This is a genomic window from Nonomuraea sp. NPDC050394, assembly GCF_044459065.1.
GTDB lineage: Bacteria > Actinomycetota > Actinomycetes > Streptosporangiales > Streptosporangiaceae > Nonomuraea.
Map to the genome: position 1 here is coordinate 162,655 of NZ_JBITIO010000009.1, position 22,672 is coordinate 185,326.

The 22,672-nt window shown below is 71.7% G+C and carries 21 protein-coding genes; 14 read left to right on the top strand and 7 right to left on the bottom strand.

Annotated elements, in window-relative coordinates:
• Positions 1-48 precede the first annotated feature (48 nt).
• A complete protein-coding gene (locus ACIBKY_RS32070; RefSeq protein WP_397102439.1) occupies positions 49-927 on the bottom strand; it encodes an NAD(P)-dependent oxidoreductase in 879 nt (292 codons plus the stop codon).
• A gap of 120 nt (positions 928-1,047) precedes the next feature.
• Here ACIBKY_RS32070 and ACIBKY_RS32075 point away from each other — a divergent pair, with 120 nt between their 5' ends.
• Positions 1,048-1,407 (top strand): winged helix-turn-helix transcriptional regulator, encoded by a 360-nt coding sequence (locus ACIBKY_RS32075; protein WP_397102441.1) that lies wholly within the window; start codon positions 1,048-1,050, stop codon positions 1,405-1,407.
• Here the strand turns inward: ACIBKY_RS32075 and ACIBKY_RS32080 are convergent.
• Positions 1,404-1,868 (bottom strand): MarR family winged helix-turn-helix transcriptional regulator, encoded by a 465-nt coding sequence (locus tag ACIBKY_RS32080; protein WP_397102443.1) that lies wholly within the window; start codon positions 1,866-1,868, stop codon positions 1,404-1,406. The two genes, ACIBKY_RS32075 and ACIBKY_RS32080, sit on opposite strands and share 4 nt — an antisense overlap.
• A gap of 72 nt (positions 1,869-1,940) precedes the next feature.
• On the opposite strand from ACIBKY_RS32080, the gene ACIBKY_RS32085 reads away from it, so the two are divergent.
• The 10 genes from ACIBKY_RS32085 (at position 1,941) to ACIBKY_RS32130 (ending at position 14,189) form a co-directional block, all read left to right on the top strand.
• Positions 1,941-3,332, top strand: a complete 1,392-nt coding sequence (locus tag ACIBKY_RS32085; RefSeq protein WP_397102445.1) for an MFS transporter — start codon at positions 1,941-1,943, stop codon at positions 3,330-3,332.
• Positions 3,333-3,481: 149 nt separating this feature from the next.
• A complete protein-coding gene (locus ACIBKY_RS32090) occupies positions 3,482-4,987 on the top strand; it encodes an amidohydrolase family protein (RefSeq protein WP_397102447.1) in 1,506 nt (501 codons plus the stop codon).
• Between the two features lie 260 nt (positions 4,988-5,247).
• Positions 5,248-6,255, top strand: a complete 1,008-nt coding sequence (locus ACIBKY_RS32095; protein ID WP_397102449.1) for an ABC transporter substrate-binding protein — start codon at positions 5,248-5,250, stop codon at positions 6,253-6,255.
• Between the two features lie 30 nt (positions 6,256-6,285).
• On the top strand, positions 6,286-7,392 hold the full coding sequence (gene menC, locus ACIBKY_RS32100) for an o-succinylbenzoate synthase (RefSeq protein WP_397102451.1): 1,107 nt from the start codon (positions 6,286-6,288) through the stop codon (positions 7,390-7,392).
• Positions 7,389-8,771: a serine hydrolase domain-containing protein gene (locus tag ACIBKY_RS32105; RefSeq protein ID WP_397102453.1), complete on the top strand. Its 1,383-nt coding sequence runs from the start codon at positions 7,389-7,391 to the stop codon at positions 8,769-8,771. Before menC ends, ACIBKY_RS32105 begins: the two co-directional genes overlap by 4 nt.
• Positions 8,768-9,802: a FecCD family ABC transporter permease gene (locus tag ACIBKY_RS32110; RefSeq protein WP_397102455.1), complete on the top strand. Its 1,035-nt coding sequence runs from the start codon at positions 8,768-8,770 to the stop codon at positions 9,800-9,802. Before ACIBKY_RS32105 ends, ACIBKY_RS32110 begins: the two co-directional genes overlap by 4 nt.
• Positions 9,803-9,807: 5 nt before the next feature.
• Complete coding sequence (locus tag ACIBKY_RS32115) at positions 9,808-10,869, top strand: FecCD family ABC transporter permease (RefSeq protein WP_397102457.1); 1,062 nt, start codon at positions 9,808-9,810, stop codon at positions 10,867-10,869.
• A 12-nt stretch (positions 10,870-10,881) separates the two neighbouring features.
• Entirely contained in the window at positions 10,882-11,724 is an 843-nt protein-coding gene (locus ACIBKY_RS32120; protein ID WP_397102459.1) for an ABC transporter ATP-binding protein, read from the top strand.
• Complete coding sequence (locus tag ACIBKY_RS32125) at positions 11,715-12,356, top strand: FMN-binding negative transcriptional regulator (RefSeq protein WP_397102461.1); 642 nt, start codon at positions 11,715-11,717, stop codon at positions 12,354-12,356. The genes ACIBKY_RS32120 and ACIBKY_RS32125 overlap by 10 nt, the downstream gene beginning before the upstream one ends.
• 120 nt (positions 12,357-12,476) lie before the next feature.
• Positions 12,477-14,189: a PucR family transcriptional regulator gene (locus tag ACIBKY_RS32130; RefSeq protein ID WP_397102463.1), complete on the top strand. Its 1,713-nt coding sequence runs from the start codon at positions 12,477-12,479 to the stop codon at positions 14,187-14,189.
• Here ACIBKY_RS32130 and ACIBKY_RS32135 read toward each other — a convergent pair.
• Positions 14,150-15,007 carry a GNAT family N-acetyltransferase gene (locus ACIBKY_RS32135; protein ID WP_397102954.1) on the bottom strand — a complete coding sequence of 286 codons (858 nt, stop codon included), beginning with the start codon at positions 15,005-15,007 and terminating at the stop codon, positions 14,150-14,152. The two genes, ACIBKY_RS32130 and ACIBKY_RS32135, sit on opposite strands and share 40 nt — an antisense overlap.
• A gap of 215 nt (positions 15,008-15,222) precedes the next feature.
• Between ACIBKY_RS32135 and ACIBKY_RS32140 the strand changes: the two genes are divergently transcribed.
• On the top strand, positions 15,223-16,191 hold the full coding sequence (locus ACIBKY_RS32140) for an alpha/beta hydrolase (protein ID WP_397102465.1): 969 nt from the start codon (positions 15,223-15,225) through the stop codon (positions 16,189-16,191).
• On the opposite strand, the gene ACIBKY_RS32145 is transcribed toward ACIBKY_RS32140, so the two are convergent.
• Entirely contained in the window at positions 16,192-16,563 is a 372-nt protein-coding gene (locus ACIBKY_RS32145) for a MerR family DNA-binding transcriptional regulator (protein WP_397102467.1), read from the bottom strand. It abuts the gene before it with no gap.
• Positions 16,563-17,765, bottom strand: a complete 1,203-nt coding sequence (locus ACIBKY_RS32150; protein ID WP_397102469.1) for an MFS transporter — start codon at positions 17,763-17,765, stop codon at positions 16,563-16,565. Before ACIBKY_RS32150 ends, ACIBKY_RS32145 begins: the two co-directional genes overlap by 1 nt.
• Positions 17,766-17,886: 121 nt before the next feature.
• Between ACIBKY_RS32150 and ACIBKY_RS32155 the strand changes: the two genes are divergently transcribed.
• Positions 17,887-18,231 (top strand): VOC family protein, encoded by a 345-nt coding sequence (locus tag ACIBKY_RS32155; protein WP_397102471.1) that lies wholly within the window; start codon positions 17,887-17,889, stop codon positions 18,229-18,231.
• A 56-nt stretch (positions 18,232-18,287) separates the two neighbouring features.
• On the opposite strand, the gene ACIBKY_RS32160 is transcribed toward ACIBKY_RS32155, so the two are convergent.
• Positions 18,288-21,404 (bottom strand): S8 family serine peptidase, encoded by a 3,117-nt coding sequence (locus ACIBKY_RS32160; RefSeq protein ID WP_397102473.1) that lies wholly within the window; start codon positions 21,402-21,404, stop codon positions 18,288-18,290.
• A gap of 113 nt (positions 21,405-21,517) precedes the next feature.
• Here ACIBKY_RS32160 and ACIBKY_RS32165 point away from each other — a divergent pair, with 113 nt between their 5' ends.
• Positions 21,518-22,228, top strand: a complete 711-nt coding sequence (locus tag ACIBKY_RS32165) for a hypothetical protein (protein WP_397102475.1) — start codon at positions 21,518-21,520, stop codon at positions 22,226-22,228.
• A gap of 4 nt (positions 22,229-22,232) precedes the next feature.
• On the opposite strand, the gene ACIBKY_RS32170 is transcribed toward ACIBKY_RS32165, so the two are convergent.
• Positions 22,233-22,532, bottom strand: coding sequence for a hypothetical protein (locus tag ACIBKY_RS32170; RefSeq protein ID WP_397102477.1), 300 nt, complete (start codon positions 22,530-22,532; stop codon positions 22,233-22,235).
• Positions 22,533-22,672: the final 140 nt, after the last annotated feature.

Below are 22,672 nucleotides of genomic sequence, written 5' to 3' on the forward strand. Positions count from 1 at the left end.
CGATTCCGGTGCGCTTTCACAGGAGGGTCGGAGCCGCCCGCGCGTCCTCTACACGTCCTCCGGAGAATTCCTGATGCTCTCGATGATCCTGGCGAAGCCCTCCTGGCCGTGGCCCGCGTCGATCTGGCGGCGGACGAGCGTCTGGACCATGCCGATCACCTCGGTGCTGACACCCTGCTCGGCGCTGGCGGCCACGAGGTCGCTGAGGTTGGAGAACTCCAGGCTCTGCTGCCCGGCCACGGTGTAGTCGCCGCCGTCGACGACCGCGGCGAACCCCTGGAAGGAGCCGGTCATGGCGGACAGCCAAGGCGCGGCCATGGAGGCGAACTCGCCCGCCGTCACCCCGGCCGGCGCGACCATGGCGGCGCCGTGCAGGAATCCGGCGAACATCACGTACATGCCCGCGAGCAGGGCGAGGTCGTACAGAGACGCCAGCCCGGCGTCCTGCCCGAAGTAGGTGCTCGTTCCCCACAGATCCAGCAGCGGCTTGTACTGCTCGAAGACCTCGGCGGGACCGCTGTAGAGAATCGAGGACCCGGGCCCGCCGATCATGGCGGGCACGGCCATGATCCCGCCGTCCAGGTACGCGACCCCGGCACGGGCCGCCCACTCTGCCAGCTCGCGCGACTGGGCCGGCGACGTCGTGGTCACATTGACCAAGGTACGGCCGGCCAGCTCACCGGCGATCGGATCGAGCACTTCGTGGACCGACTCGTGGTCCAGCAGGCACGCGATCACCAACCGGCCGGCGAGGACCGCCTCACCGGCGCTGCCGGCGTTCCGCGCGCCGAGGGCCACGAGGTCGTCCGCCCTGCCGGGGGAGCGGTTCCACACGGTGGTCGGGTGCCCGGCCTTCACCAGGGCGCCCGCGAGAGCGCCGCCCATCGCCCCCAGCCCGAGAACGCTCACCTGGACGTGGTCCGTCATCTTGGGTCCCCCTTCGAGTTCGTCGGTCGGGGCCCATCCTTTCCACCACCGTTAGAGTTGACCAGTACCGACTATTTAGTGGGGTACCCACCCACAGGTAAGTACGTCTGAGGAGGGCGGATGGCGACATCGGCACGACGGGGCCCGTACTTCTGCGGCATCGACGCGGCGATGGACGTGGTCTCGGGGAAGTGGAAGTCGCTGATCCTCTGGGAGCTGAACAACTACGGGACCCGCCGCTTCGCCGAGCTCCGGCGCGGGCTGCCCGGCGTCAGCGAGAAGATGCTGATCCAGCATCTGCGCGAGATGGAGGAAGACGGGCTCGTGCGTCGTGAGGTGTATCGCGAGGTGCCGCCGAAGGTCGAGTACTCCCTGACCGAGGACGGCCTCTCGCTCAACGCCGCCCTGGGCCCGTTGGGACGCTGGGGCACCGAGCGCATCGAGCGGATCGGGGCGACGAAGGTGGATCTGCCGCTCTAGCTTCGCAGGCGTTCCTCAAGGATCGCCGTCATCTCGGTGGAGAGCTTGCCGAGCAGGCGCGTGAGGTCGGCGCGGTCCTGCGGGTCCCAGGCCGCCATGGCGGTCTCGAAGAGCTCGAGGTTGATCCGCATGCAGACCTGGGCCACGTCGGTGCCCTGCGGAGTCAGCCAGATGCGCCAGGCCCGGCCGTCGTCGGGGTCGCGCACACGTTCGAGCAGGCCCTGCCGTTCGAGCTTGGTGACGGTTCTGGTGACGTGCGGGCTCTCCACGTGCAGGGCCTGCGCGATCGCGCCGACGCGCCGCGGCTCGCCGGAGTCGAGCAGGTGGATCAGGACTTGCGCGTCCGGCTGATCGACCCGCATGCCGGCGACGGTGCCCATCGTGTCGTGGGTCTTGGCGCGCTTGAGCGTCGACACGACCCTGCGGAAGGCGGCGACGGTGGAAGCGAGCTCCTGGTCCATCTGTTTGCTTACCTAACTTACGTATGTATTATCGCTTCTCAGTTACTTACCCAAGTTACCTAAGGAGCCGTCATGGTGACAGTCGCCGCGACCGCCGGGCGCATGACACCCACCAGGAACCCATGGCCAGGAGTAGTGGTGCTGGCGTTCGCCGCCTCCGTGGCCGCCGTCCAGAACACCGCGGTCGTCCCGTTGCTTCCCATCCTCCAGCGCGAGCTGAACGCCTCGTTGACCGCCGTGAGCTGGACACTCACGATCAGCTTGCTCGTCAGCGCGGTCGCGACACCGCTGTTGTCGCGATTCGGCGACATGTACGGCAAGCGCCGCGTGATCCTCGGCGCGCTGGCCCTGCTCATCGTCGGCTCGGTCATCGCCGCGGTCGCCACCACCTTGCCCTGGTTGATCGTGGGCCGCGTGCTCCAGGGGTTCGTCGCCGCCCTGGTCCCGCTGGCGATCGGCGTGGTCCGTGACGTACTGCCCCGCAACCAGCTCGCCACCGGCATCGGCGTGCTCAGCGCGACCATGGGGTTCGGCGCGGGTGGCGGCATGCTTTTGGCGGGCCTGGTCGCCGGTGACTACCACATGCTCTTCTGGGTGACGACCGCGCTGTCGGTGATCGGCTCGGTCTTCGTCTTCTTCCTGGTACGCGACACCGCGCCAGCCGGCGGCGGCCGTCCCGACCTGGCCGGCGCCGCACTGATGATCGTCTGGCTGGTGGCGCTCCTGCTGGCGATCAGCCAGGGCGGCACGTGGGGCTGGACCTCGGCGGCGACGCTCGGCGTGTTCGCGCTGGCGGCCGTGGTGGCCGTCGTCTGGGTGCTGGTCGAGCGCCGGGTGGCCGAGCCGCTGGTGCAGATGGCGATGCTGGTCCACCGCGGCACCGTCGGCGCGACCGTGGCCTCGATGCTGCTCGGGTTCGGCTTCTTCATGAGCATGACCGGCATCTCCGGCTTCGTGCAGGGACCCGCGCTGCGCGCCAGCGTCCTGCAGGTCGGTCTCTACCTGCTGCCCAGCACCTTGTTCATGCTGGTGATCTCGCTGTTCGCGGGCCGGCTCATGCGCCGCTTCGCCGCCGCCTCGCTGGTCGGGACGGGTTCGGCGATCGCCGGCGCGGCGGGCCTGTGGCTCGTCTTCGCGCACACCGGCCCCGCCGACATCCTGGTCGCCACCTCGCTCATGGGCATAGGGCTGGGCGTCAGCTACGCCGCGCTGGGCACGATGGCGGTCGAGCACGTCCGGCCCGAGCAGACCGCGGTCGCGGCCGGGATCAACGCGCTGGTACGCATCGCGGGCGGCAGCACGGCCGGCGCCGTGATCGCCGCCATCCTGGCCTCGCTGCCCGGGGAACACGGCTACCAGTGGGTCTTCGGCGTCGCCGCGGGGGCGGGCGCGCTGGCCGCCGCCTTCGCGTTCCTCTACGGCAGGCTCAACCGCGACCTGGCGGCCACGCCGGATCGCGCCTGAGCCGAAGCCGGACGCCGGACGCCGGATGACGGACGCCGGGGCAGGTGGCGGGGGCGACGCCGGCTTTTCGTTGGCCGCGACGATGCGCCGCGGCCAAATCCGTGCGATGGCCCGGTGTCCCCGTCAGGCGGGCCCTGGACAGTGTGCACATGATTTCGAAGCCCACCGCGACATCCCGCACGCTCACTCTCACCCGCGCCCGTCTCGCGGGTCCGTTCCCCGACGGTGACGGGCAGCTGATGGACATCGTGCTGCAGGACGACCTGGTCCACGCCATCCACCCCACCGGGACCGTTCGGAACAACGGCGCGGCCGTCGACCTGGACGGCCGGGTGGTGATGCCCGGCCTGTGGGACCATCATGTGCACTTCGACATGTGGGCCCTGCGCGAGAGCCGCCTGGACGTCTCGTCGGCCCGGTCGGCGGCCGAGTGCGCGGCGCTCGTGCGCACCCGGCTGGCCGAGCGGCCGCTGGATCCGGGCGCCACGCTGGTCGGCACCGGTTTCCAGGACGGGACCTGGCCCGACCTGCCCACCGCGGAACTGCTCGACGCCCGCAGCGGGCCCGTTCCGGTCGTCCTGATCAGCCACGACATCCACTGCGCCTGGCTCAACACCGAGGCGCTGCGCCGGTGGGCGCCGTCACTCCGCTCGGACGGTCTGGTTCGTGAGCAGGACTGCTACGAGCTCGTGGCCAGGCTCAACGACCTTCCCGTCGAGCATCTTGACGCGCTCGTGGCCGAGTCGGTCCGCCGGGCGCACGCACGCGGAACCGTGGGGATCGTCGAGTTCGAGCGCCGGCCGAACCTGGACAGCTGGGAGCGCCGGGCCCGATCGGGGGTGACGATGCGGGTGGCGTGCGGGGTGTACACCGACCACCTCGACGACGCGATCCGGCGCGGGCTGGCCACCGGTGACGTGCTGCCCGGCACCCGGGGCCTGGTCGAGATGGGGTCGTTCAAGATCGTGGTGGACGGTTCGCTGAACACGCGTACCGCGTGGTGCCACGACGCGTTTCCCGGTCTCGACGGGGAGGACGCCTTCGGCCTGCAGGCGGTGGAGGCCGGCGAGCTGCGTGACCTGGTCGGCCGGGCACACGCGGCCGGCATCGCGTCCGCCGTCCACGCGATCGGCGATCGTGCCAACACGCTCGCCCTCGACACGTTCGAGACGACCGGCGCCCGCGGGACGATCGAGCACGCGCAGCTCCTGAGCACCCGGGATCTGGATCGTTTCGCCCGGCTCGGGGTGGCGGCGAGTGTCCAGCCGCGCCATGTCATCGACGACCGGGACGTGGCCGACCGGCACTGGCAGGGGCGTACCGAGCGGGCCTTCCCGCTGGCGTCACTCCTGTCGGCCGGCGCCCGGGTCCTGTTCGGGTCGGACGCGCCGGTGGCGCCGCTGGATCCGTGGGTCTCGATGGCGTCGGCCGTGTCCCGGGCCGGCCGCGGTCAGCAGCCGTGGCACGCGGAGCAGCGGATCTCCGTCGAGCAGGCCCTGCGCGCCTCGACCCGCCACGACCGCCTGGCCCCCGGCGTGCCCGCCGACATCGTCGTCCTCGCGGCGGACCCGCGCGCCCTCGACGCCGAGGACCTGGCCGCCATGCCCGTCGAGGCCACGGTGGTCGCCGGTGAACTGGTCCACCGGAGCTGGTGACCTTCGGCGAAACGGGCGAACCTCCCGCCCGACCGGCTCGACGGGCGCGAGGAGGCCGTCAACGGCGTCTGCCGTACGCACGGATCGGCGGCGCAGAGTTCGTCGGGATCACTGACGAAGTGCGGCGATGTGCCGACCTAAGGTATGCCGCACCCCAGACCGGGTTCCAGAACGTGGAGGAGTGGTCCGGCATGATCAGGCCTACGGCAGGCAGCGCTTCGCGCGCCACCTCACAGAAGAGTTTCGGACGGCGTGGCTTCTTGACCGGGCTCGGAGCGCTGGGCATGGCCCTCGCGGTGCCGGGCTGCGCGAAGGAGGACGGCAAGCCGGCGCCGGCCGCAGCCACCGGCAGCGCCGACAAGGTGATCGAGCACGCGTACGGCAAGACCACGGTTCCCAAGGACCCGAAGCGGATCGTCGCTCTGGGCCAGACCGACATCGACGTCCTCGTCGCGCTCGGCGTGCCGCCCGTGGCCGTCGGGGTGTTCAGCGGCGACTGGTACTCGCCGCTGCACCCGTGGAACAAGGACGCCTTCCCCAAGAACCCGGACTTCCTCGACTTCGAGGAGTACTCCATCGAGAAGATCCTCGCGCTGAAGCCGGACCTGATCACCGGGGTGATGGGCGGCATGACGAAGAAGGAGTACGACAAGCTCAGCTCGATCTGCCCGGTGGTGGCGCAGCCGAAGGGGTTCACCGACTGGAACGCCCCGCTGGAGCAGCAGACCCAGATGCTCGCGACCGCCCTGGGCAGGGAGGACAAGGGCAAGACGCTGGTGGACGGCATCACGGGCCAGATGAAGGCCGCCGTCGCGGCCAACCCGGGCTTCGCCGGCCTGACCGTGGCGATCGCCGAGTGCTGGGGGGACACGTTCAAGGTGATCGGTCCCGCCACCCCCCGCTCCAAGTTCTTCACCAACCTCGGCTTCAAGAGCCTGCCCGAACTGGACGCCCTGGTGGGCACCGCCTACAGCGCGGACATCTCCTCCGAGAAGCTCTCCCTGATCGGAGGGGCCGACCTCGTGCTGTGGACGACCGACGGAGGCCAGGTGGAGGCGCTGAAGAAGAACCCGGTCGTCTCCCGGCTGAAGTCCACCAAGGAGGGGCGTTCCCTCTGGTCGACCGGGATGAAGGTCGACTCCGCGTTCTGGTCGATGGACTGGGGCACGGTGCTGAGCCTGCCGTACGCCATCGAGCACGTCATCCCGCAGATCAAGGCGGCCATCGACGGGAACACGGGCACCAAGGTCGAGAACTTCTCCTCCTGACGGCCGGACCAGAGAACACAGGAGGAACGCATGATCGAAGCCATCGAGATACGCACCGTGCGGCTGCCGCTCCGCGCGCCGTTCCAGACGTCGAACGGCGTCAGCACCGAGCGCGAGCTCGTCCTGGTCCGGATCGCGGGAGGAGGGGCCGAGGGCTGGGGCGAGTGCGTGGCGGAGCGGGAGCCGACCTACTCCAGCGAGCACAGCCGCGGCGCCGTGGACGTCATGCGTTCGTTCCTGCTGCCCCGCCTGCTCGCGGCGCAGGTCCGCACCGCGGAGGAGGTGGCGCCGGCGCTGCGCGGCGTGGTCGGCCATCCCATGGCGAAGGCGGCACTGGAGCTGGCGGTCCTCGACCTCGTGCTCCGTCGGCGCGGGGTGCCGCTCGCCCAGTACTTCGGCGCCACCAGGACGAGGATTCCCGCCGGTGTCTCGGTCGGCATCCAGCCGTCGGTGGCGGCGCTGCTGGACGTCGTGGGCGGGTTCGTCGACGAGGGGTACCGGCGGATCAAGCTCAAGATCCAGCCCGGCTGGGACGTGGAGCCGGTCCGGGCGGTCAGGAAGAAGTTCGGCGACGACCTGCCTCTGCAGGTCGACGCCAACGCGGCCTACGACCTGGCCGACGCCCCGCTCCTGCGCCGGCTCGACGAGTTCGGGCTGCTGCTCATCGAGCAGCCCCTGCACCACGACGACCTCTATCAGCACGCGCGGCTGGCCGAGATGCTGACGACGCCGCTGTGCCTGGACGAGTCCGTGGTCTCGGCCCGCTCGGCCGCGGCGGCGATCTCGATGGGCGCCGCGAGCATCATCAACGTCAAGCCGGGACGCGTCGGCGGCTACCTGGAGGCCAAGCGGATCCACGACCTGGCCCAGGCCCACGGGGTGGCCGTGTGGTGCGGCGGCATGCTGGAGAGCGGCCTCGGCAGGCGGGCCAACATCGCCCTCGCCGCGCTCCCGGGGTTCACCCTCCCCGGCGACACCTCGGCCTCGGACCGCTTCTACGCGACCGACCTCACCGCCCCCGTCACGCTTGAGGCGGACGGGCACGTACTGGTCCCCTCCGAACCCGGCATCGGCGCCACGCCCGATCCGGACCTTCTACGCAAGTTCACCGTGGACACCTGGAGCTACGAACGATGACCGACAGCACGCTCATACCGAGCCTCGACCAGGTCGCCGACCGGATCGAGGACCTGATGGCCCGGCACCGGCTGCCGTCGGTCTCGCTCGCGATCGCCCAGGGTGACCGGGTGGAGGCCCGCGGCTTCGGGATGGCCGACCTCCGGGGGCGGCCGGCCACCGGCGGCACGCCGTACCTGCTGGCCTCGGTCACCAAGCCCGTCGTCGCGACCCTGTGCGTCATGCTCGCCGAGCGCGGGCTCATCGATCTCGACGAGCCGCTGGCCGACCGGCTGCCCTGGCTCGACCGGCAGCGGCCGGGCCGCGGCGGCCGGCCGACCGCACGCCAGGCGCTGAACCACACCGCCGGGTTCGGGCGGTACTGGGACTTCGCCTACGACGAAGAGCCCCTGGGCATCGAGCGGGCCGTCGACCGGTACGGCGTCCTGATCCACGAGCCGGGCACCCGCTTCGAGTACGCCAACCTGGGATACGGCGTGCTGGAGCCGTGGCTGGTCGCGGCTACCGGCCATCCGCTGGGCGAACTGCTGGAGCGGTATCTGTTCGGGCCGCTCGGGCTGAGTTCCGGCGCCTACGGTCCCGGTGCCGGAGGGGCGGACGCGGCGGTGCCGTACACGGCCGAGCGGCATGTTCCCTACCCGACGATCACCACCAGCCACCCGGCCGCGAGCATGGCCTGGTTGTCGGCGGCCGACCTGGCCAGGTTCGGGCTGACCCACACCTACGGGTCGGCGGTGCTGGCGCCGGGTTCCGCCGCGGCGGTGCGCACGCCGGGACTGGGGGAGCCGCAGCCGTCCACGGAGCGCTACGGCCTGGGATGGAACGTCCGCTACTCCGGCGGCGTCGAGGTGCTGGCCCACGCCGGAGACATGTGCGGGGTGGGCGCGTCGCTGGCCGTACTCCCGGAACTGGGGGTGAGCGCCGCCGCGGTCGTCAACCGCACCGGATCCTTCGCCCAGGCCCGTACGGCGTGCGAGATCCTCCTCGAAGGCCTGGTGAGCCGCATCGGACCGGAAGACGCCCCGAGGGCGGCCTCGCCCCTGCCGATCGGCGAGTGGGCCGGCCAGGTGGAGACACCCACCGGCCCGATACCTCTGCTGATGGGGATGTCCGGCGACGGGACGGCCTGGATCGAGGTGGCGGGCGAGGGCCGGACGCCGGCCCGCGTCGAGGAGGACGAATCCTACGACGTGATGCTCGCGGCCGAGACGCAACTTCCCACCCCCGACGCCCTGCGGGCCAGCCCATGGCTCGAACTCGCCCTCGACGTCGGCGACGACCGCCTGGTGGGGTCCGCCAGGGCGGTCAAGCACGGCGAGAGCGGGGACCGGGTGGGCAACTGCCTCACCCACTGGTGCGAACTGGAGCGGGTCCGTTGAGCACCCAGACGCTCCCGGCACCCGCCGTGGCGCGGGCCGGTCAGCGGCGGCTGACGCTCGGACTCGGGGTCGCGGCCGCGATCCTGCTCCTTCTCATGGCGGCGAGCCTGGCCCTGGGCGCCGAGAACGTCCCGTTCGCCGACGTCTGGCAGTCACTGACCGTGGGCGGCACCGACGCCGACGTCATCGTGCGCGGCGTACGGTTGCCACGGACGATCCTCGCGGTCCTGGTCGGCGCCGCCCTGGCGGTAGCCGGCGCGCTGATGCAGGCGCTGAGCCGCAATCCACTGGCCGAGCCCGGCCTGCTCGGCGTCAACGCCGGCGCCGCCCTGGGCGTGGTGATCGCGATGGCCCACCTCGGGGTCGCCTCGCTCACCGGCTACGTCTGGTTCGCCCTCATCGGAGCCAGCGTCGCGACGGTCGCGGTCTACACCCTCGGCTCCGCGGGCACGGCGGGAGCCAGCCCGGCCCGGCTCGCCCTCGCCGGCGCGGCCATCACCGCGGCGCTCACGGGAGTGATCTCCGCGATCGTCCTGCTGTCCTCGACGGTGTTCAACGGGTTCCGGGCCTGGAGCGTCGGAACGTTGTCCGGCCGCACGGCCCCGGTGGTGATCCAGGTGGCGCCGTTCATCATCGTCGGCATCGTGCTGACGCTGTTCCTGGTCTCCTCACTCAACGCGCTGGCCCTCGGTGAGGACGCGGCGAAGGGGCTGGGGGCCAACGTGGGGCGTACCCGCCTGCTGGGAGTCGTCGCCACGACGCTGCTGTGCGGCGCCGCCACGGCGGCGGCCGGGCCGATCTCGTTCGTCGGCCTGGTCGTGCCGCACATGGTCCGCACCTTCACCGGCCCCGACCATCGCTGGCTGCTGCCCTACTGCCTGCTCGCCGGGCCGATCCTCATGGTGGCCGCCGACCTGGCAGGGCGCCTGATCGCCCGGCCGGGCGAGCTGCCCACGGCACTGGTCACCGCCATCGTCGGCGCACCCGTGTTCGTCTACCTGATCCGCCGGCGCCGGATGGCCGGACTGTGAGCGCCATGAAGACGGCCCGCCGCGAGCAGGCGGCCCGGCACACGGCCGCGCGGTTGTCCTGGCGCGGATGGTCGGTCCTGTGGAGTCCGCGCGCCGTGCTCGCGAGTGCCGCGGTCGTGCTGGCCGCCCTCGGCTTCGCCCTGGTGCAGCTGGGCGTCGGCGACTACCCGATGTCCCCGGGCGAGGTACTGGCGACGCTGACCGGCAACCGGGGCGCCGCCCAGGAGTTCGTGATCTTCGACCTCCGGCTTCCCCGGCTGCTCACCGCAGGGCTGGTCGGACTCGCCCTGGGAGCCAGCGGCGCGATCTTCCAGTCGGTGACCCGCAACCCCCTGGGCAGCCCCGAGATCATGGGTTTCACCATGGGCGCCTCCGCGGGCGCCGTGGCCACGGTGCTCGTCTTCGGCGGCCAGGAAGGCTCCGGCATGGCCGGCGCCCTCATCGGCGGCTTCGCCACCGCGGCCACCGTCTACGGGCTCGCCCATCGCCGCGGCATCCAGGGGTTCCGCCTGATCCTGGTCGGCATCGCCGCCACCGCGCTGCTCGACAGCCTCATCTCCTACCTGCTGCTGCGTGCCCGGCTGCAGGACGCAGAGAGCGCGTACACCTGGCTGGTGGGCAGCCTCAACGGGGCCGACTGGCAGCAGGTCCAGATCATCGGGCTGACCGTCTGCCTGATGATCGTCCCGGTGCTCGCGATCGGGAACCAGATGCGCCTCCTGGAGATGGGCGACGATCTCGCGCAGGGGCTCGGCGTCCGCGTCAAGCCGACCCGCCTGCGGTTGCTGCTGATCGGAACGGTGCTGTGCGCGGGCGCCGTCGCGACCGCTGGGCCGATCGCGTTCGTCGCGCTGGCCGCACCGCAGATCATGCGCCGCCTGACCGGCGGCTCGGTGTCCATCGTGCCCGCGGCCCTGATGGGGGCCCTGATCCTGATCGTGAGCGATCTCGCCGCCCAGCGCGTCTGGCCGGACTCCCAGATGCCGGTCGGCATCCCGACCCTTTGTATCGGCGGTACGTACCTGGCCTGGCTGCTGTACCAGCAGAGCCGTGCCTCCCGACTCTGACCTGGAGTGCCCATGAAGATAGAGAACCCGCCCGCGCCCGACGCGCTCCACGGCAATCGCCTGCGCGCCCACAACCTGTCTCTGAGGTACGGCGAGCGGGTCGTCGCCGAGAACCTGTCGATCGACATCCCCGACGGTTCGCTCACGATGATCGTCGGCCCGAACGCCTGCGGGAAGTCCACCCTGTTGCGCGCGCTCGCGCGGCTCCTGCCACCGGAGAGCGGCAGCGTCGTACTCGACGGGGAGGACATATCGAAGTACCCGTCGAAGGAGGTCGCGCGCCGGCTCGGGCTCCTCCCGCAGACCTCGATCGCCCCCGACGGCATCACCGTGGCCGACCTCGTGGCCCGCGGCCGCTTCCCGCACCAGAAGTTCCTGCGCCAGTGGTCGGCCGACGACGACGTGGCCGTGACCAACGCGCTCGAACGGACGAACACCGGCGATCTCGCGACCCGCTACGTCGACGAGCTCTCCGGCGGGCAGCGCCAGCGCGTGTGGCTGGCCATGGCCCTCGCTCAGGAGACTCCGCTGCTGCTGCTCGACGAGCCGACGACCTACCTCGACATCACCCACCAGGTCGAGGTGCTCGACCTCTGCGCCGAACTGCAGGAGAGCGGGGAGCGCACGATCGTGGTGGTGCTGCACGAGCTCAACCTCGCCGCGCGGTACGCCACCCACCTGATCGCCATGCGCGACGGGTCGGTGGTGGCCAGCGGGTCGCCCAAGGACATCGTCACCCCGGAGCTGATCGAGAAGGTCTACCAGCTTCCCTGCTCCATCATCGACGACCCCGAGACCGGAACGCCGCTGGTCATCCCGGCGGCCCGTACCAGGACCAGCGCGCCGTGTACGTGAACCCCGACTTCAAGGCCGACACCGGGCAGGCCCACGACCTGATGGAACGCTGGCCGTTCGCGGTCGTCATCGCGCTCGACCCGGACGTCCGGCTGTCGTTCGTGCCGGTGGAGCTCCGCCGGGACCAGGGCCGGCACGGGACTCTGGTCGGGCACGTGTCGGCCGCGGACCCCGTGGCCGACGCGCTCCGCCACGGCACCGAACTACGCGTCGCCTTTACCGGGCCCGTCGCGTACGTGAGCCCGGCGTGGTACGACCAGCCGGGCCTGCCGACCTACAACTTCGGCGCGGTCGAGGCGGCGGGAACCGCCCGGCCGCTCGATGACCCGAAGCTGGTCAGGCAACACCTGATGGCGCTGGTCGCGGCGCACGAAGGGGCGCGTACCGACGGCCTGGACAGGTGGCGGCCCGACGGCTGGGCGCGGCACCGCACCGAGGAACTCCTAGGAGAGCTGCAGGCGTTCGTGATGCCGATCGATCGGCTGGAGGTGAAACTGAAGATCGGTCAGAACCGTTCGCCGGGCGACCGCCTGGGCACCATCGCCGGCCTGGAGGCGGCGAACCCCTCGCACCACGCCGAGGCCGCCGCCTTGATGCGCGCGCGATACGGCGCCGACGGATGCCCTCACTGACCGGCCTGTCGGCCGGGCGCACGAATCCGGCGGGCCGCTCTCGTCGTTTCCACCGAGATCCGCGCTGGTGGACGTGCTTACCATGGGCGGACCACCACGGGAACGACAGGCAGGTGAACAGTGGGAAACACACCGAACCCCACCGAGGACGGACGCTCCTCCCACGGTGAGCCCGCCGGCCGCGGACCGACCCTGGGCAGGGTCCTGCAGCACCTGGGACCGATGCTGCTGGCGACGCTCGCGGGCACGCCCCGCTACCTGGCGCCCGTCGGCGGCGTCGTCGTCCACGACGCGGACGACCCGCCGCCGATCCCCGTGGGGGCGATCGTGCTCGGCGTCGGCGTCACGGCGCAGGACGACGTCCGCTCGCTGGTCCGGCTGGCCTGCCTGCACGCCGCCGCCGCGGTGCTCATCCGGCAGCCGCGCGAGCGCGGGCTCGCCGTCGACGACCTGCTTCCCGACGAGGGCATGGTCGTGCTCGGCCTGCCGGCGGGCGTGTCCTGGCAGCAGGTGATCGCGGTGCTCGGGACGGCCCTGCAGTCGCCCCAGCACCCGAAGGTCCGCGATCTGGGCGGGCGCGAGGTCGGCGATCTCTTCGGTATGGCGGGCGCCATCAGCGATCTCATCGGCGCCCACGTCACCATCGAGGACCGCAACTCCGTCGTGCTGGCCTACTCCGACCACCAGGGGGAGACCGACCCGATCCGAGTCGAGGTGATCCTGGGACGCCGGACACCCGAGCCCTACTGGGTCTTCGACGAGGAGCGCGGGGCGCTGCGCGCGATCCGCGAGTCCGTGCGCCCGGTGTTCCTGCCGCCCCTCGACCTCCCCGACGGCCGCGTCACCCGGGGCCGGGTCGCGGTCGCCGTCCGCGCCGGTGACGAGATCCTCGGCTCGATCTGGGGCGTCGTCGACAAGCCGCTCACCACCGAGAAGGACGACCTGCTGCTCGACGCCTCCCGGCTCGTGGCCCTGCACATGCTCCAGCTGCGGGCCGGCGCCGACGGGGCCAGGCGGCTGCGGACCGACCTCGTGGCCACCGCTCTCACCGGCGGCCCCGAGGCCCGTTCCGCACTGGACCGGCTGCGCCTGGCCGGGCATTCGCTGATCGTCGTCGCGCTGACGCTGAACGAACCGGCCGACGGCGCGTACACCGCGGCCGCCGCACACGTCACCAAGCTGCAGCGGCTGGCGGTCTCGTTCCAGGTCCACCTGGCCGGGACCTGGGCCGACACGGCCGTGGCGCTCCTGGACGACACCGTCTACGCGCTCGTGCCGTCCCGGCGCGAGGACACCGAGGTCAGCCTCGAACTCACCTGCCGGAGCTTCATCGGACGCGGCGCCGAGGGCGCCGTCGTGGGCATCGGCAGAGTCGTGCACGAGGCCGCCGAACTGGAGCTGTCACGGGCGGACGCGGACCGTGCGCTGCGGGTGCTGGGACGGCGTCCGCCCGAGCCGTCGTCGGCGCCCTGGGCCGACCGGGTGGCCCGCGCGTGCGACATCGAGGTGGAGGCGCTCATGATGGAGCTGCGCGACCTCGCCGCGAGCTCGAGACGCGGGCCGTTCGGCGCCTACGCGCGGCTGCTCGCCTACGACGAGACCCGGGACTCGACGTTCATGGTGGAGACGTTGCGCGCCTGGCTGGACGCCCATGGCGACGTGATGGCCGCCTCCGCGGCGACCCACGTCCACCAGAACACCTTCCGGTACCGGCTCAAGCGGATGTCCGAGATCGGGGAGTTCTCGCTGGACGACCCGGCGGCGAGGTTCACGCTGCAGCTCCAGCTACATCTCTATCCGCCGGAGCCCGCCAACGGACGCTCCAGCAGGTAGCAGCCGTCCCGGCGGACGTCCACGACCGCCCAGCCGTCGGAGAGCGCCCACGTCATCGCCTTGCGCAGGCCGGCCCGCCACGCGCTGGCGGCGCCCGGGTTCGTGTGCCGCAGGGTCTCGATGTCCGCCGGGATCTGCAGCGCCAGCAGCTCGGCTCCCGAGCCGGGGCTGTCCAGCAGCGGGCGGTCGCCGTCCAGGCGGAGCAGGTAGTGCGGCTCCTTGCCCATGCCGGCCGCGGGGTGCGGGTACGGACGCAGCAGGTTCCAGTTCGCCAGCGCCCGGTCCGAGTCGTCGTGACCGTTGAGCGTGTCGCCCATGTCGCCGTAGAAGTTCTCGAAGTAGCGGTCGATGCGCGCGCCCAGGCGATGCACGTTCAGGTAGGCGTTGCGGGCCACGAGGGGGTCGAAGGTCCACGTGATGTTCGTGGCTCCCACGCTCAGCGCCCAGTGGCGCTGGTGCAGCTTCAGGGCGTTCCCCGCCCCACGCCCCCGCAGCTCGGGCAGGACACCGGCGAGGTGACTGTGCAAGGTACGCGCCCACGGCGGCCCGAAGAAGCCGGCCGCGGCGCCCACCACCCGGTCACCGGCCCGCGCCACGGCGACGTAGTTGCCGCTGTGGGCGAGAGCGATCAGCGCGCCGGGGATGAGCAGGCTGTTCTCCCGCTGGTTCCAGACGCGATCGAAGAGCCGGCTCGCGGCCTCGCAGTCGGCCTGGGAGGAGGCCAGGTCGATCGTCACTCCGGCACGCTCGGCGGCGTCGGCCGCGAGCGAGGCCGCACTGAGCAGCCAGCCGTCCGCAACCTTGTTGTCATTCGTCATCACGCTTCTGCTCCACCTCACGCCTTGTCACGGGACCGGGCCATCCTGACCGGCGGGGCATGGGCAGCGGCACAGACCGGCTCACAAATTCCGCCGGGCTCCTTGGGTGATCCAAACGAACAGGCATTCATGACCCTGCTTTGCCGTAGTGGCAAAGGTATTTGCGGTGATCTCCGCCGAGGTCTCATGCTGACGCCGACAGGAACGGAGAACGTATGTCGAGGCTCACACACCGGCTGGTTTCGTCTCCGGCGGGCAGGACGCATCTCGTGGAGCAGGGTGCCGGTCCGCTGGTGCTCTTGGTGCACGGGTTCCCGGAGTTCTGGTACTCCTGGCGCCATCAGCTGCCGGCGCTGGCCGCGGCCGGATACCGTGCCGTGGCCGTCGACGTCCGCGGTTACGGGCGCTCCTCCAAGCCGGTGGAGGTGTCCGCGTACCGGATGCTCGAGCTGGTCGAGGACAACGTCGCCGTCGTGGAAGCGCTCGGCGCGGACCGCGCGGTGATCGTCGGGCACGACTGGGGCGCGAGCATCGCCGCGACCTCCGCCCTCACCCGGCCGGACGTCTTCGGCGCGGTCGCCCTGCTGAGCGTTCCCTATACGCCGCCCGGCGGCCCGCGGCCCAGCGAGGTCTTCGCCGGGATGGGCGGCGACGACGAGTTCTACGTGTCCTACTTCCAGGAGCCCGGCAGGGCCGAGGCGGAGATCGAACCAGATGTCCGCGGCTGGCTGGCGGGCTTCTACGCCGCCCTGTCCGCCGGCACCATGCCCGCGCCCGGCGCCCCGGACCCGCACTTCGTGAGCCGCGGCGGGAGATTGCGCGACCGCTTCCCGGCCGGGCCGCTGCCCGCCTGGCTCGGCGAGGACGACCTCGACCGGTACGCCGCGGAGTTCGAGCGGACCGGCCTGACCGGGGCGCTCAACCGCTACCGCAACCTGGACCGGGACTGGGAGGACCTCGCCGCCCATTCCGGCCGGCCCATCACCCAGCCGTCCCTGTTCGCCGGCGGGGCCCAGGACGCCTCCACCACCTGGCTGAGCGAGGCGATCCAGGCCTACCCCGTCACGCTGCCCGGTCTGATGGGCTCCCACATCCTCGACGGGTGCGGCCACTGGATTCAGCAGGAGCGCCGCGACGAGGTCAACCGCATCCTCACCGGCTGGCTCGCGTCCCTCCCCACCTGATCACCTCTGGTCGCCCATCATCTCGACCAGGCGGTCGATCTCGGCGGCCAGGCGATCGCGCACGCCGGTCATGGCGGCGATGCGCTCGTCCAGCGCTCCGAGACGCTCGGAGTAGGTCCGGATCAGGGACACGCAGTCCTTGGGCGGATCGGGTTCGCCGGTGCCCAGGCAGTGGACGAACCGCAGCACGTCCTCCGAGCTCAGCCCGGCGTGCAGCAGGCGGGCGATGTCGCGCACGAGCAGGACGGCGTCGCCGTCGTACCTCCGGTAGCCGTTGTGATCGCGCTCCGCGGTGATCAGGCCCTGCTCCTCGTAGTAGCGCAGCGCCCGGGTGGACACCCCGGCGCAGCGCGCCACCTCGCCGATCCGCATCACCGGTCCACCCTTCTTCCGCCGGACGTGAACGCTCTCCAGAACAACGCCAGCGACACCAGCACACATCCCGCGGCGGTCGCGGGCACGGCCAGCGGGCCGAACGTCTCCAGAGCCAGGCCGCCGATCCCGCCGGCCAGGGAGAAGCCGAGGAACATGGCGCTGTTGTTGAGCGCGATCAGCTCGTTGGCGGCGCCGGGGCCGTCGGCCCGCTCCAGCAGCCAGGCCTGAGTGGCCGGTGCGATTCCCCAGGTGGCGAGGCCGTACAGGATCACGAGCACCGTGACGAGGGGGAGCGGGTACGGCCCGCCGGCGAGCCCCAGGACGACCATGAGCAACGGCGCGGCGAACACACCGAGCAGGAGGATCACCAGCGCGCGCAGGGCACCCAGCGCGTCGACCAGGCGGCCGCCGGCGAACGCGCCGACGATGCCGGCCAGGCCCACGGCGGTGATGAGCGGGGCGACGGCGGGGCCGCGGATGCCGCCTATCCGGCCGACGATCTCGGTGATGTAGACGTAGGACATCATGCCGCCGGCGCCGCTGGGGATCATCGCCAGGAGCGCCGCGGCGGTGCCGGGACGGCGTAGCGGCGCCAGCCGGTCCTTGAGACGGGACGCTCCTGTGCCCGGCAGGGCGGGCAGGGACAGCAGCAGCCCGAGTCCGGCGAGCAGGGCGATCGCGGCGACGTAGACCATCGTGGCCCGCCAGCCCAGCTCGCCGGCGATCCAGGTGCCGGCCGGTACCCCGGCCACCAGCGACGTCGTCAGCCCGGCCCCGACGACCGCGAGGAAGCGGCCCTGGCGGCCTTCGGGGGCCGCCGTCGCCGCGACGGCGAAGGCGGCGGGCGAGGCGGTCGCGGCGGCCAGCCCCGAGACGATCCGTGCCACCATCAGCAGGCCGTAGGAGGGGGCGACGGCGGCGGCGAGGTTGGCCAGGACGAACACGGCGGCGGCCGCGACGAGCACCGGCCGCCGCGCCAGCCGGGAGGTCAGGAGGGCGGCGACCGGCGCGCCCAGCGCGTAGGTCAGCGCGAACACCGTGACGAGCTGACCGCTCATCGCGACCGACACGTCCAGGTCGCGGGCGATGTCCGGGAGGATGCCGGCGATGATCAGGTCGTCGGTGCCGAAGGAGAAAGCGAGGAGGAAAAGGCTCAGCAGCCACAACGGCAGCCGCGGGCCGCTCCCTTGCGTATTCATGCGGCGACGCTAGAACCTTCACGCCGGCGTCAAGGTCAAGGGGAAACGCGCGCTCACCGATGAGTCTGCGACGCTGCCGGGGTCAGTACCGGCGACCTGCCGACCATCTGCGGAGGACATCATGGCGCTGGACCTGTTCGCCGGCATCCCCGTCACCGACTACGGCGCGGCGCTGCCGTGGTACGAGCGGTTCTTCGGTGCGCGGCCGTCGTTCCTGCCCAACGAGATCGAGGCGGTGTGGGAGGTGGCCGAGCATCGGTACGTCTACATCGTGCAGGATCCGAAACGGGCGGGAAACGCCCTGGTGTTCTCGTACGTCGAGGACCTGGACGCGCGGGTGGCCGCGCTCGCCGGGCGGGGCATCGAGCCCGCGGGGCGAGAGGAGTTCGGCGGCGGCGTGGTCAAGGTGATCTACCGGGACCCGGAAGGCAACGAGATCAGCTACGGCGGCGGCCCCGGGGCCTGATGCCGAGGAGCGGCCCGGTCGGCGACGAGCACCTACCGGGCCGCCCAGGAGGAGGGTCAGCCGACGGCGTACGCGCGCAGGATGGTCTGCCGCACGGTGTCGCCCGCGCTGTCGGTCACGGCGGCGCGCAGGGAGACGAAGCCGGGCGCGGCCGGGTTCGCCAGCACGGCGTGCCAGTCCCGGCCGCTGCGGCCGACCGGGACAGGACGCCAGTTCGCGCCGTCGTCGACGGACATCTCCAGCCGGACCGACGTCACCGCCGCCCGCGCCGAACCGGGATTGCGCTCGATCCGCAGCGGCAGGCCGGTCACGCCGCCCGGCTTGGCGCGGTTGGACGCGTCGAGCCCCTCGGGGCTGTAGCGGACCGCCATGAGCGGCAGCGCCCGCTCTCCGCTCGTGGTCGCGGAGCGGAACGACCACACCGACTCCACTCCGGTGGACAGCGCGGAGTGCGGAACCTCCCTGCGCATCGACGCGGTCAGCGTGTAGCGGCCGGGCCCGGAGGGCAGGTCAGCGCGCAGCCCGCAGCCTTGTGGTTCATGGACGTCGCAGCCCGCGAGATCGGCCCTGGCCAGCACCTGGCCGTCCTTGGCGAGCGTGGCGGCGCCGGTGGCGGCGAGGTCCGTGCCCGTTCTGTCCCTGCCGCCGTCGGCGAACATCCCCAGCGCGGAGAAACTCAAGCCGTCCCCGGTACGGCTGCCGCCCGGCGACAGGAACGACGGCCCGGTGACCGCCGCGTTCCACACCTCACGGGTGTGCCCGCGCTTCATGAGCTTCCCGCCGTCGAACATGAGCGACGTGCCGGACTCGAGCCCGCTGTCGTAGGCCAGCCCGGGTGTGCGGTAGTGGGTGAGCGTGCCGGGCAGGGCGATCTCGCCGACCGGCGAGTCCAGGCTTAGGCCGTGCAGCCCGACCAGGGGTGTGCCCGTGGCCTGCGCCGCGGCGGCGCGGTAGGTGGCGGTGACCTTGGCCAGATCCCTCTGCCTGGCGTGATACGCGGGATCATCGGGCAGGCCGCCGCTGCGACGGTCCACCAGGGTGTAGACGTGCTCGCTGAGCCAGGTGGTCGCCAGGCTGTAGACCAGACCGGGCGACGGGGCCGGTACGACGAAGACCTCGGAGTTGAGGTCCATGCCGCCCATGAATCCCCACGAGCTCCACTTGCCGTGGTCCAGCCCCAGACCGAACACCGGCTGGAGCCGGGCGCCCGGATCGTCGAGGGTGACCTTCACCGCCTTGCCGCGGCGGGCGTCCACGGTGACCCGCCGGTCGCCGCCGTCCACCTTCAGCGGGCTGTCGGCGACCGTCAGGACCGTCTTGCCCTCGACCCGCTGCCAGATGAACGCGTACAGATTCCAGTCGCCTTCGGGCAGCCGGATCTTGGCCACGCCGTCCCGGAAGGCCGGAACGTGGACGGCCCCGGTCCTGGCGTCGTAGACCTCGCTGGAGAAGGGGTCGGTGGGCAGGCCCTGCCTGCCGATGGCGGTGATGGTCACGTCGTAGGACTCCGGCTCGACGTACGCGCCGGCCAGGGTGCGGATCACCGTCTCGCCCGACCTGGCGGTGACCGTTCCCGGGTAGTCGCCCGCGGCCTTTCCGCCGGCGTCGATGGTGAGCGTGACGGACGCCTCGCCCCGGGCCGGGACCGTGACCTGGCCGGACGGCAGCTTCAGCACCTCGCCGTCCGCCGTCAGGTCGAGGGTGAGCGGGCTGTCGCCGGAGTTGGCGTAGGTGATCGTCCTGGTCGCCGTCCGCCCGCCGGTGCCGTCCCAGGGGAAGCTCGCCCACAGGTTCGCCTGACGGGGTACGACCTGCTGCCGCAGCGCGCGTACCAGATCGATCGTCCCCGCTCCCTGCTGGTAGGGCGTCGCTTCGGGGACGGGGGCGGCGCTGCCGGTCAGCGCGGCCTTGAGCTGCGCTCCCGTCCACTCCGGGTGGCGCTGGGCCAGGATCGCCGCCGCGCCCGCCACGTGCGGGGCGGCCATCGACGTGCCGCTCATCGCCCGGTGGCCGCCACCGATGGCGGCGGCCACGATGTCCACTCCCGGCGCGGTCACGTCGGGTTTGATCGCGTGGTCGTTCACCCGCGGCCCGGGACTGGAGAAGTCGGCCATCCGGCCCTGTCTGTCCACCGCGCCCACGGTGAGAGCCGCTTCGGCGCTGCCCGGACTGCCCACCCTGCCGTGGGGCGCCGCGTTTCCCGCCCCCGCGACGAACAGCGTGCCGGTCCGCTCCGACAGCGTGTTGACCGCCTGCTCCAGCGGATCCAGCTCCGGGCCGTCGGGAGCGCCGAAGCTCATGTTGACGACCTTGGCCTTGACCTCGACCGCCGCCCACTCCATGCCGGCGAGGATGGCCGAGTCGGTCGGTCCCGCGGGCCCGCCCACCTTCCCCATGGCCAGGCTCGCCTCGGGCGCCACGCCCCGGTACTTCTCGCCCCGGCCGAGCACGATCGAGGAGACGTGGGTGCCGTGACCGAGGTTGTCGCGCATGTCGGGTTCGTTGCTGAAGTTCCGCTCCTGCACCACCGCATCCTTGAAGGCCGGGTGCCCGGCGTCGTAGCCGGAGTCGAGGACCGCGACGGTGACGCCCTTGCCCGTCATGCCCTGCTGCCACGCTTGGGGCGCGCCGATCTGCTTGACGCTCTCGTCCAGCGTGAACGGCCTGCGGCCGTCCAGCCACACTTTGGTACGGCCCGCCGCCGGCGTGCGAGATCCGGTGAGCCGCCGCCAGGCCTGTGCGGCCTGCGCCTTGGGCACACGGGCCGCGTTCATGCCCAGGCTGGGCAGCCGCCGTACCTGTGCGGAGCCCAGGGGTTCGCTGAGGCCCTGCTCGATGATGGGGATGTCGGGGGTGTCGGCGTCGCCGTACCGCCAGGCCAGGAGCTGGGTGACGTCGAACAACCGGCGGTCCAGCACGCCCTGGGCGACCAGCGGCATGGCGTCGGATGGGATCACGTACAGGTGGCCCCCGCGCACCTGCTTCAGGAAGCCGACCTGCCTGCCGGGCCCCGGCTCCACGCGATGCCCCTGCCCGGCGAGCACGACCCGGTCGCCGGTGATCAGGGTCACCGCGTTCGCCCGCGGGGCCGTCGCCTCCGCCGCGGCGGCCGGGGCCGAGCCGATCGTCGCCGCCAGGAGGGCGGCCAGCGCTGATCTGCCTAACGTGTTCATGACTGGGTCAATGTCCGCAGAGATCCCGTTGTTACACCCTGACTTTCGGCAGGGGTGGCGGTTGACGAACGGCGGATGATCCGCCCGGCTCCCCGTTGCCAGACTCGCCCTCCATGAACACGTACTTTCCCGGGCGGTGGATCGGCGGGGTGACGCTCGTCCTGGGACCGGTGGTCCTGTGCGCGGGACTGCTGCTGCGCCACCTCGCCACGGTTACCGCCCTCACCCCTCGGCAGCAGGAATGGGCCGAGGCACAGCCGTTCGCCGCCTACGGCCAGCTGCTGGCGTACACCGCCGAACCCGCCCTGTTCGCCCTCGCCTACGCGGTCTTCGCACTGGGGGCGCTGCTGCTCTTCCCCGCCTTCGTCGCCATGGCCCAGCGGGTGGGCGGCGGCCTCGCCTTCTGGGGTGCCACGCTGCTGGCCGCCGGCCTCTTCGCCCGCCTGTACTTCGCCGGCGCCGACCAGACCGCCTTCCAGCTCACCGAGGTCATCGGGCTGGACCAGGCCACGAACGCGATCATGAAAGAATACGTGGACATCTCCTATGGGCCGTGGCGCGTGCCGGTCTGGGCCTCGGTCGGCCAGTACGCGGGCTCGCTCCTGCTGGCCGTCGCCGCCTGGCGTTCCGGGCTCCTCGGCACGGCCCGCGCGGTGATGCTGCTCCTGGCCGGAGGCACGTGGATGGGCGTGCTGAAGAGCGCCTCGATCCCCGACGTCCTGGTCGCCGCCCTGCTCTGCGTGGCGCTGGTCCCGCTGGGCGTACGGATCCTGGCCAACCGGCCAACGGCCCCATCGGCGCGGTCGAAGGTGCTGAGCTGGTAGCCGGTCAGCGTTGCTTGATCAGGCCGTTCAGCAGGTCGGTGACCTGGATGGAACCCGGCTTGTTCGCGGGGCCCGGGGTGTGCGCCTTGGCCCGGCCGTCCAGGACCGCGCACCGCTTCTTCGCGTTCTTCATGGTGACCTTCTTGCCGGCCTTCTTGGCCTTCGCCACCAGCCTGGCCGGGTCACAGGCGGCCGCCACCGTCCCGTGCGCCTCGGCGGGCGCGGGCAGTGCGGGCAGCACGCCGATGGCGGCACCGACCAGCCCGATGGACGTCAACCGTGCCGCCGCCCGCATGAATGTCATGCTTTCTCCCTTGGTGTTGTCCGGGGTGGTACCGATCTGGTGACCACCGCCCACAACCCAAACCCAGATACCGCCCAGGCAACGCCGCGTTGGTACGACCCAGGCCAAACACCGACCCTTCACTGACCGACCGGAGGTTC

Excerpts from the sequence above, each read along its gene's own strand:
- ACIBKY_RS32070 (WP_397102439.1), bottom strand. The coding sequence starts at position 927 with ATGACGGACCACGTCCAGGTGAGCGTTCTCGGGCTGGGGGCGATGGGC.
- ACIBKY_RS32075 (WP_397102441.1), top strand. The coding sequence starts at position 1,048 with ATGGCGACATCGGCACGACGGGGCCCGTACTTCTGCGGCATCGACGCG.
- ACIBKY_RS32080 (WP_397102443.1), bottom strand. The coding sequence starts at position 1,868 with ATGGACCAGGAGCTCGCTTCCACCGTCGCCGCCTTCCGCAGGGTCGTG.
- ACIBKY_RS32085 (WP_397102445.1), top strand. The coding sequence starts at position 1,941 with ATGGTGACAGTCGCCGCGACCGCCGGGCGCATGACACCCACCAGGAAC.
- ACIBKY_RS32090 (WP_397102447.1), top strand. The coding sequence starts at position 3,482 with ATGATTTCGAAGCCCACCGCGACATCCCGCACGCTCACTCTCACCCGC.
- menC (WP_397102451.1), top strand. The coding sequence starts at position 6,286 with ATGATCGAAGCCATCGAGATACGCACCGTGCGGCTGCCGCTCCGCGCG.
- ACIBKY_RS32105 (WP_397102453.1), top strand. The coding sequence starts at position 7,389 with ATGACCGACAGCACGCTCATACCGAGCCTCGACCAGGTCGCCGACCGG.
- ACIBKY_RS32115 (WP_397102457.1), top strand. The coding sequence starts at position 9,808 with ATGAAGACGGCCCGCCGCGAGCAGGCGGCCCGGCACACGGCCGCGCGG.
- ACIBKY_RS32120 (WP_397102459.1), top strand. The coding sequence starts at position 10,882 with ATGAAGATAGAGAACCCGCCCGCGCCCGACGCGCTCCACGGCAATCGC.
- ACIBKY_RS32135 (WP_397102954.1), bottom strand. The coding sequence starts at position 15,007 with ATGACGAATGACAACAAGGTTGCGGACGGCTGGCTGCTCAGTGCGGCC.
- ACIBKY_RS32140 (WP_397102465.1), top strand. The coding sequence starts at position 15,223 with ATGTCGAGGCTCACACACCGGCTGGTTTCGTCTCCGGCGGGCAGGACG.
- ACIBKY_RS32145 (WP_397102467.1), bottom strand. The coding sequence starts at position 16,563 with ATGCGGATCGGCGAGGTGGCGCGCTGCGCCGGGGTGTCCACCCGGGCG.
- ACIBKY_RS32150 (WP_397102469.1), bottom strand. The coding sequence starts at position 17,765 with ATGAATACGCAAGGGAGCGGCCCGCGGCTGCCGTTGTGGCTGCTGAGC.
- ACIBKY_RS32155 (WP_397102471.1), top strand. The coding sequence starts at position 17,887 with ATGGCGCTGGACCTGTTCGCCGGCATCCCCGTCACCGACTACGGCGCG.
- ACIBKY_RS32160 (WP_397102473.1), bottom strand. The coding sequence starts at position 21,404 with ATGAACACGTTAGGCAGATCAGCGCTGGCCGCCCTCCTGGCGGCGACG.
- ACIBKY_RS32165 (WP_397102475.1), top strand. The coding sequence starts at position 21,518 with ATGAACACGTACTTTCCCGGGCGGTGGATCGGCGGGGTGACGCTCGTC.
- ACIBKY_RS32170 (WP_397102477.1), bottom strand. The coding sequence starts at position 22,532 with ATGACATTCATGCGGGCGGCGGCACGGTTGACGTCCATCGGGCTGGTC.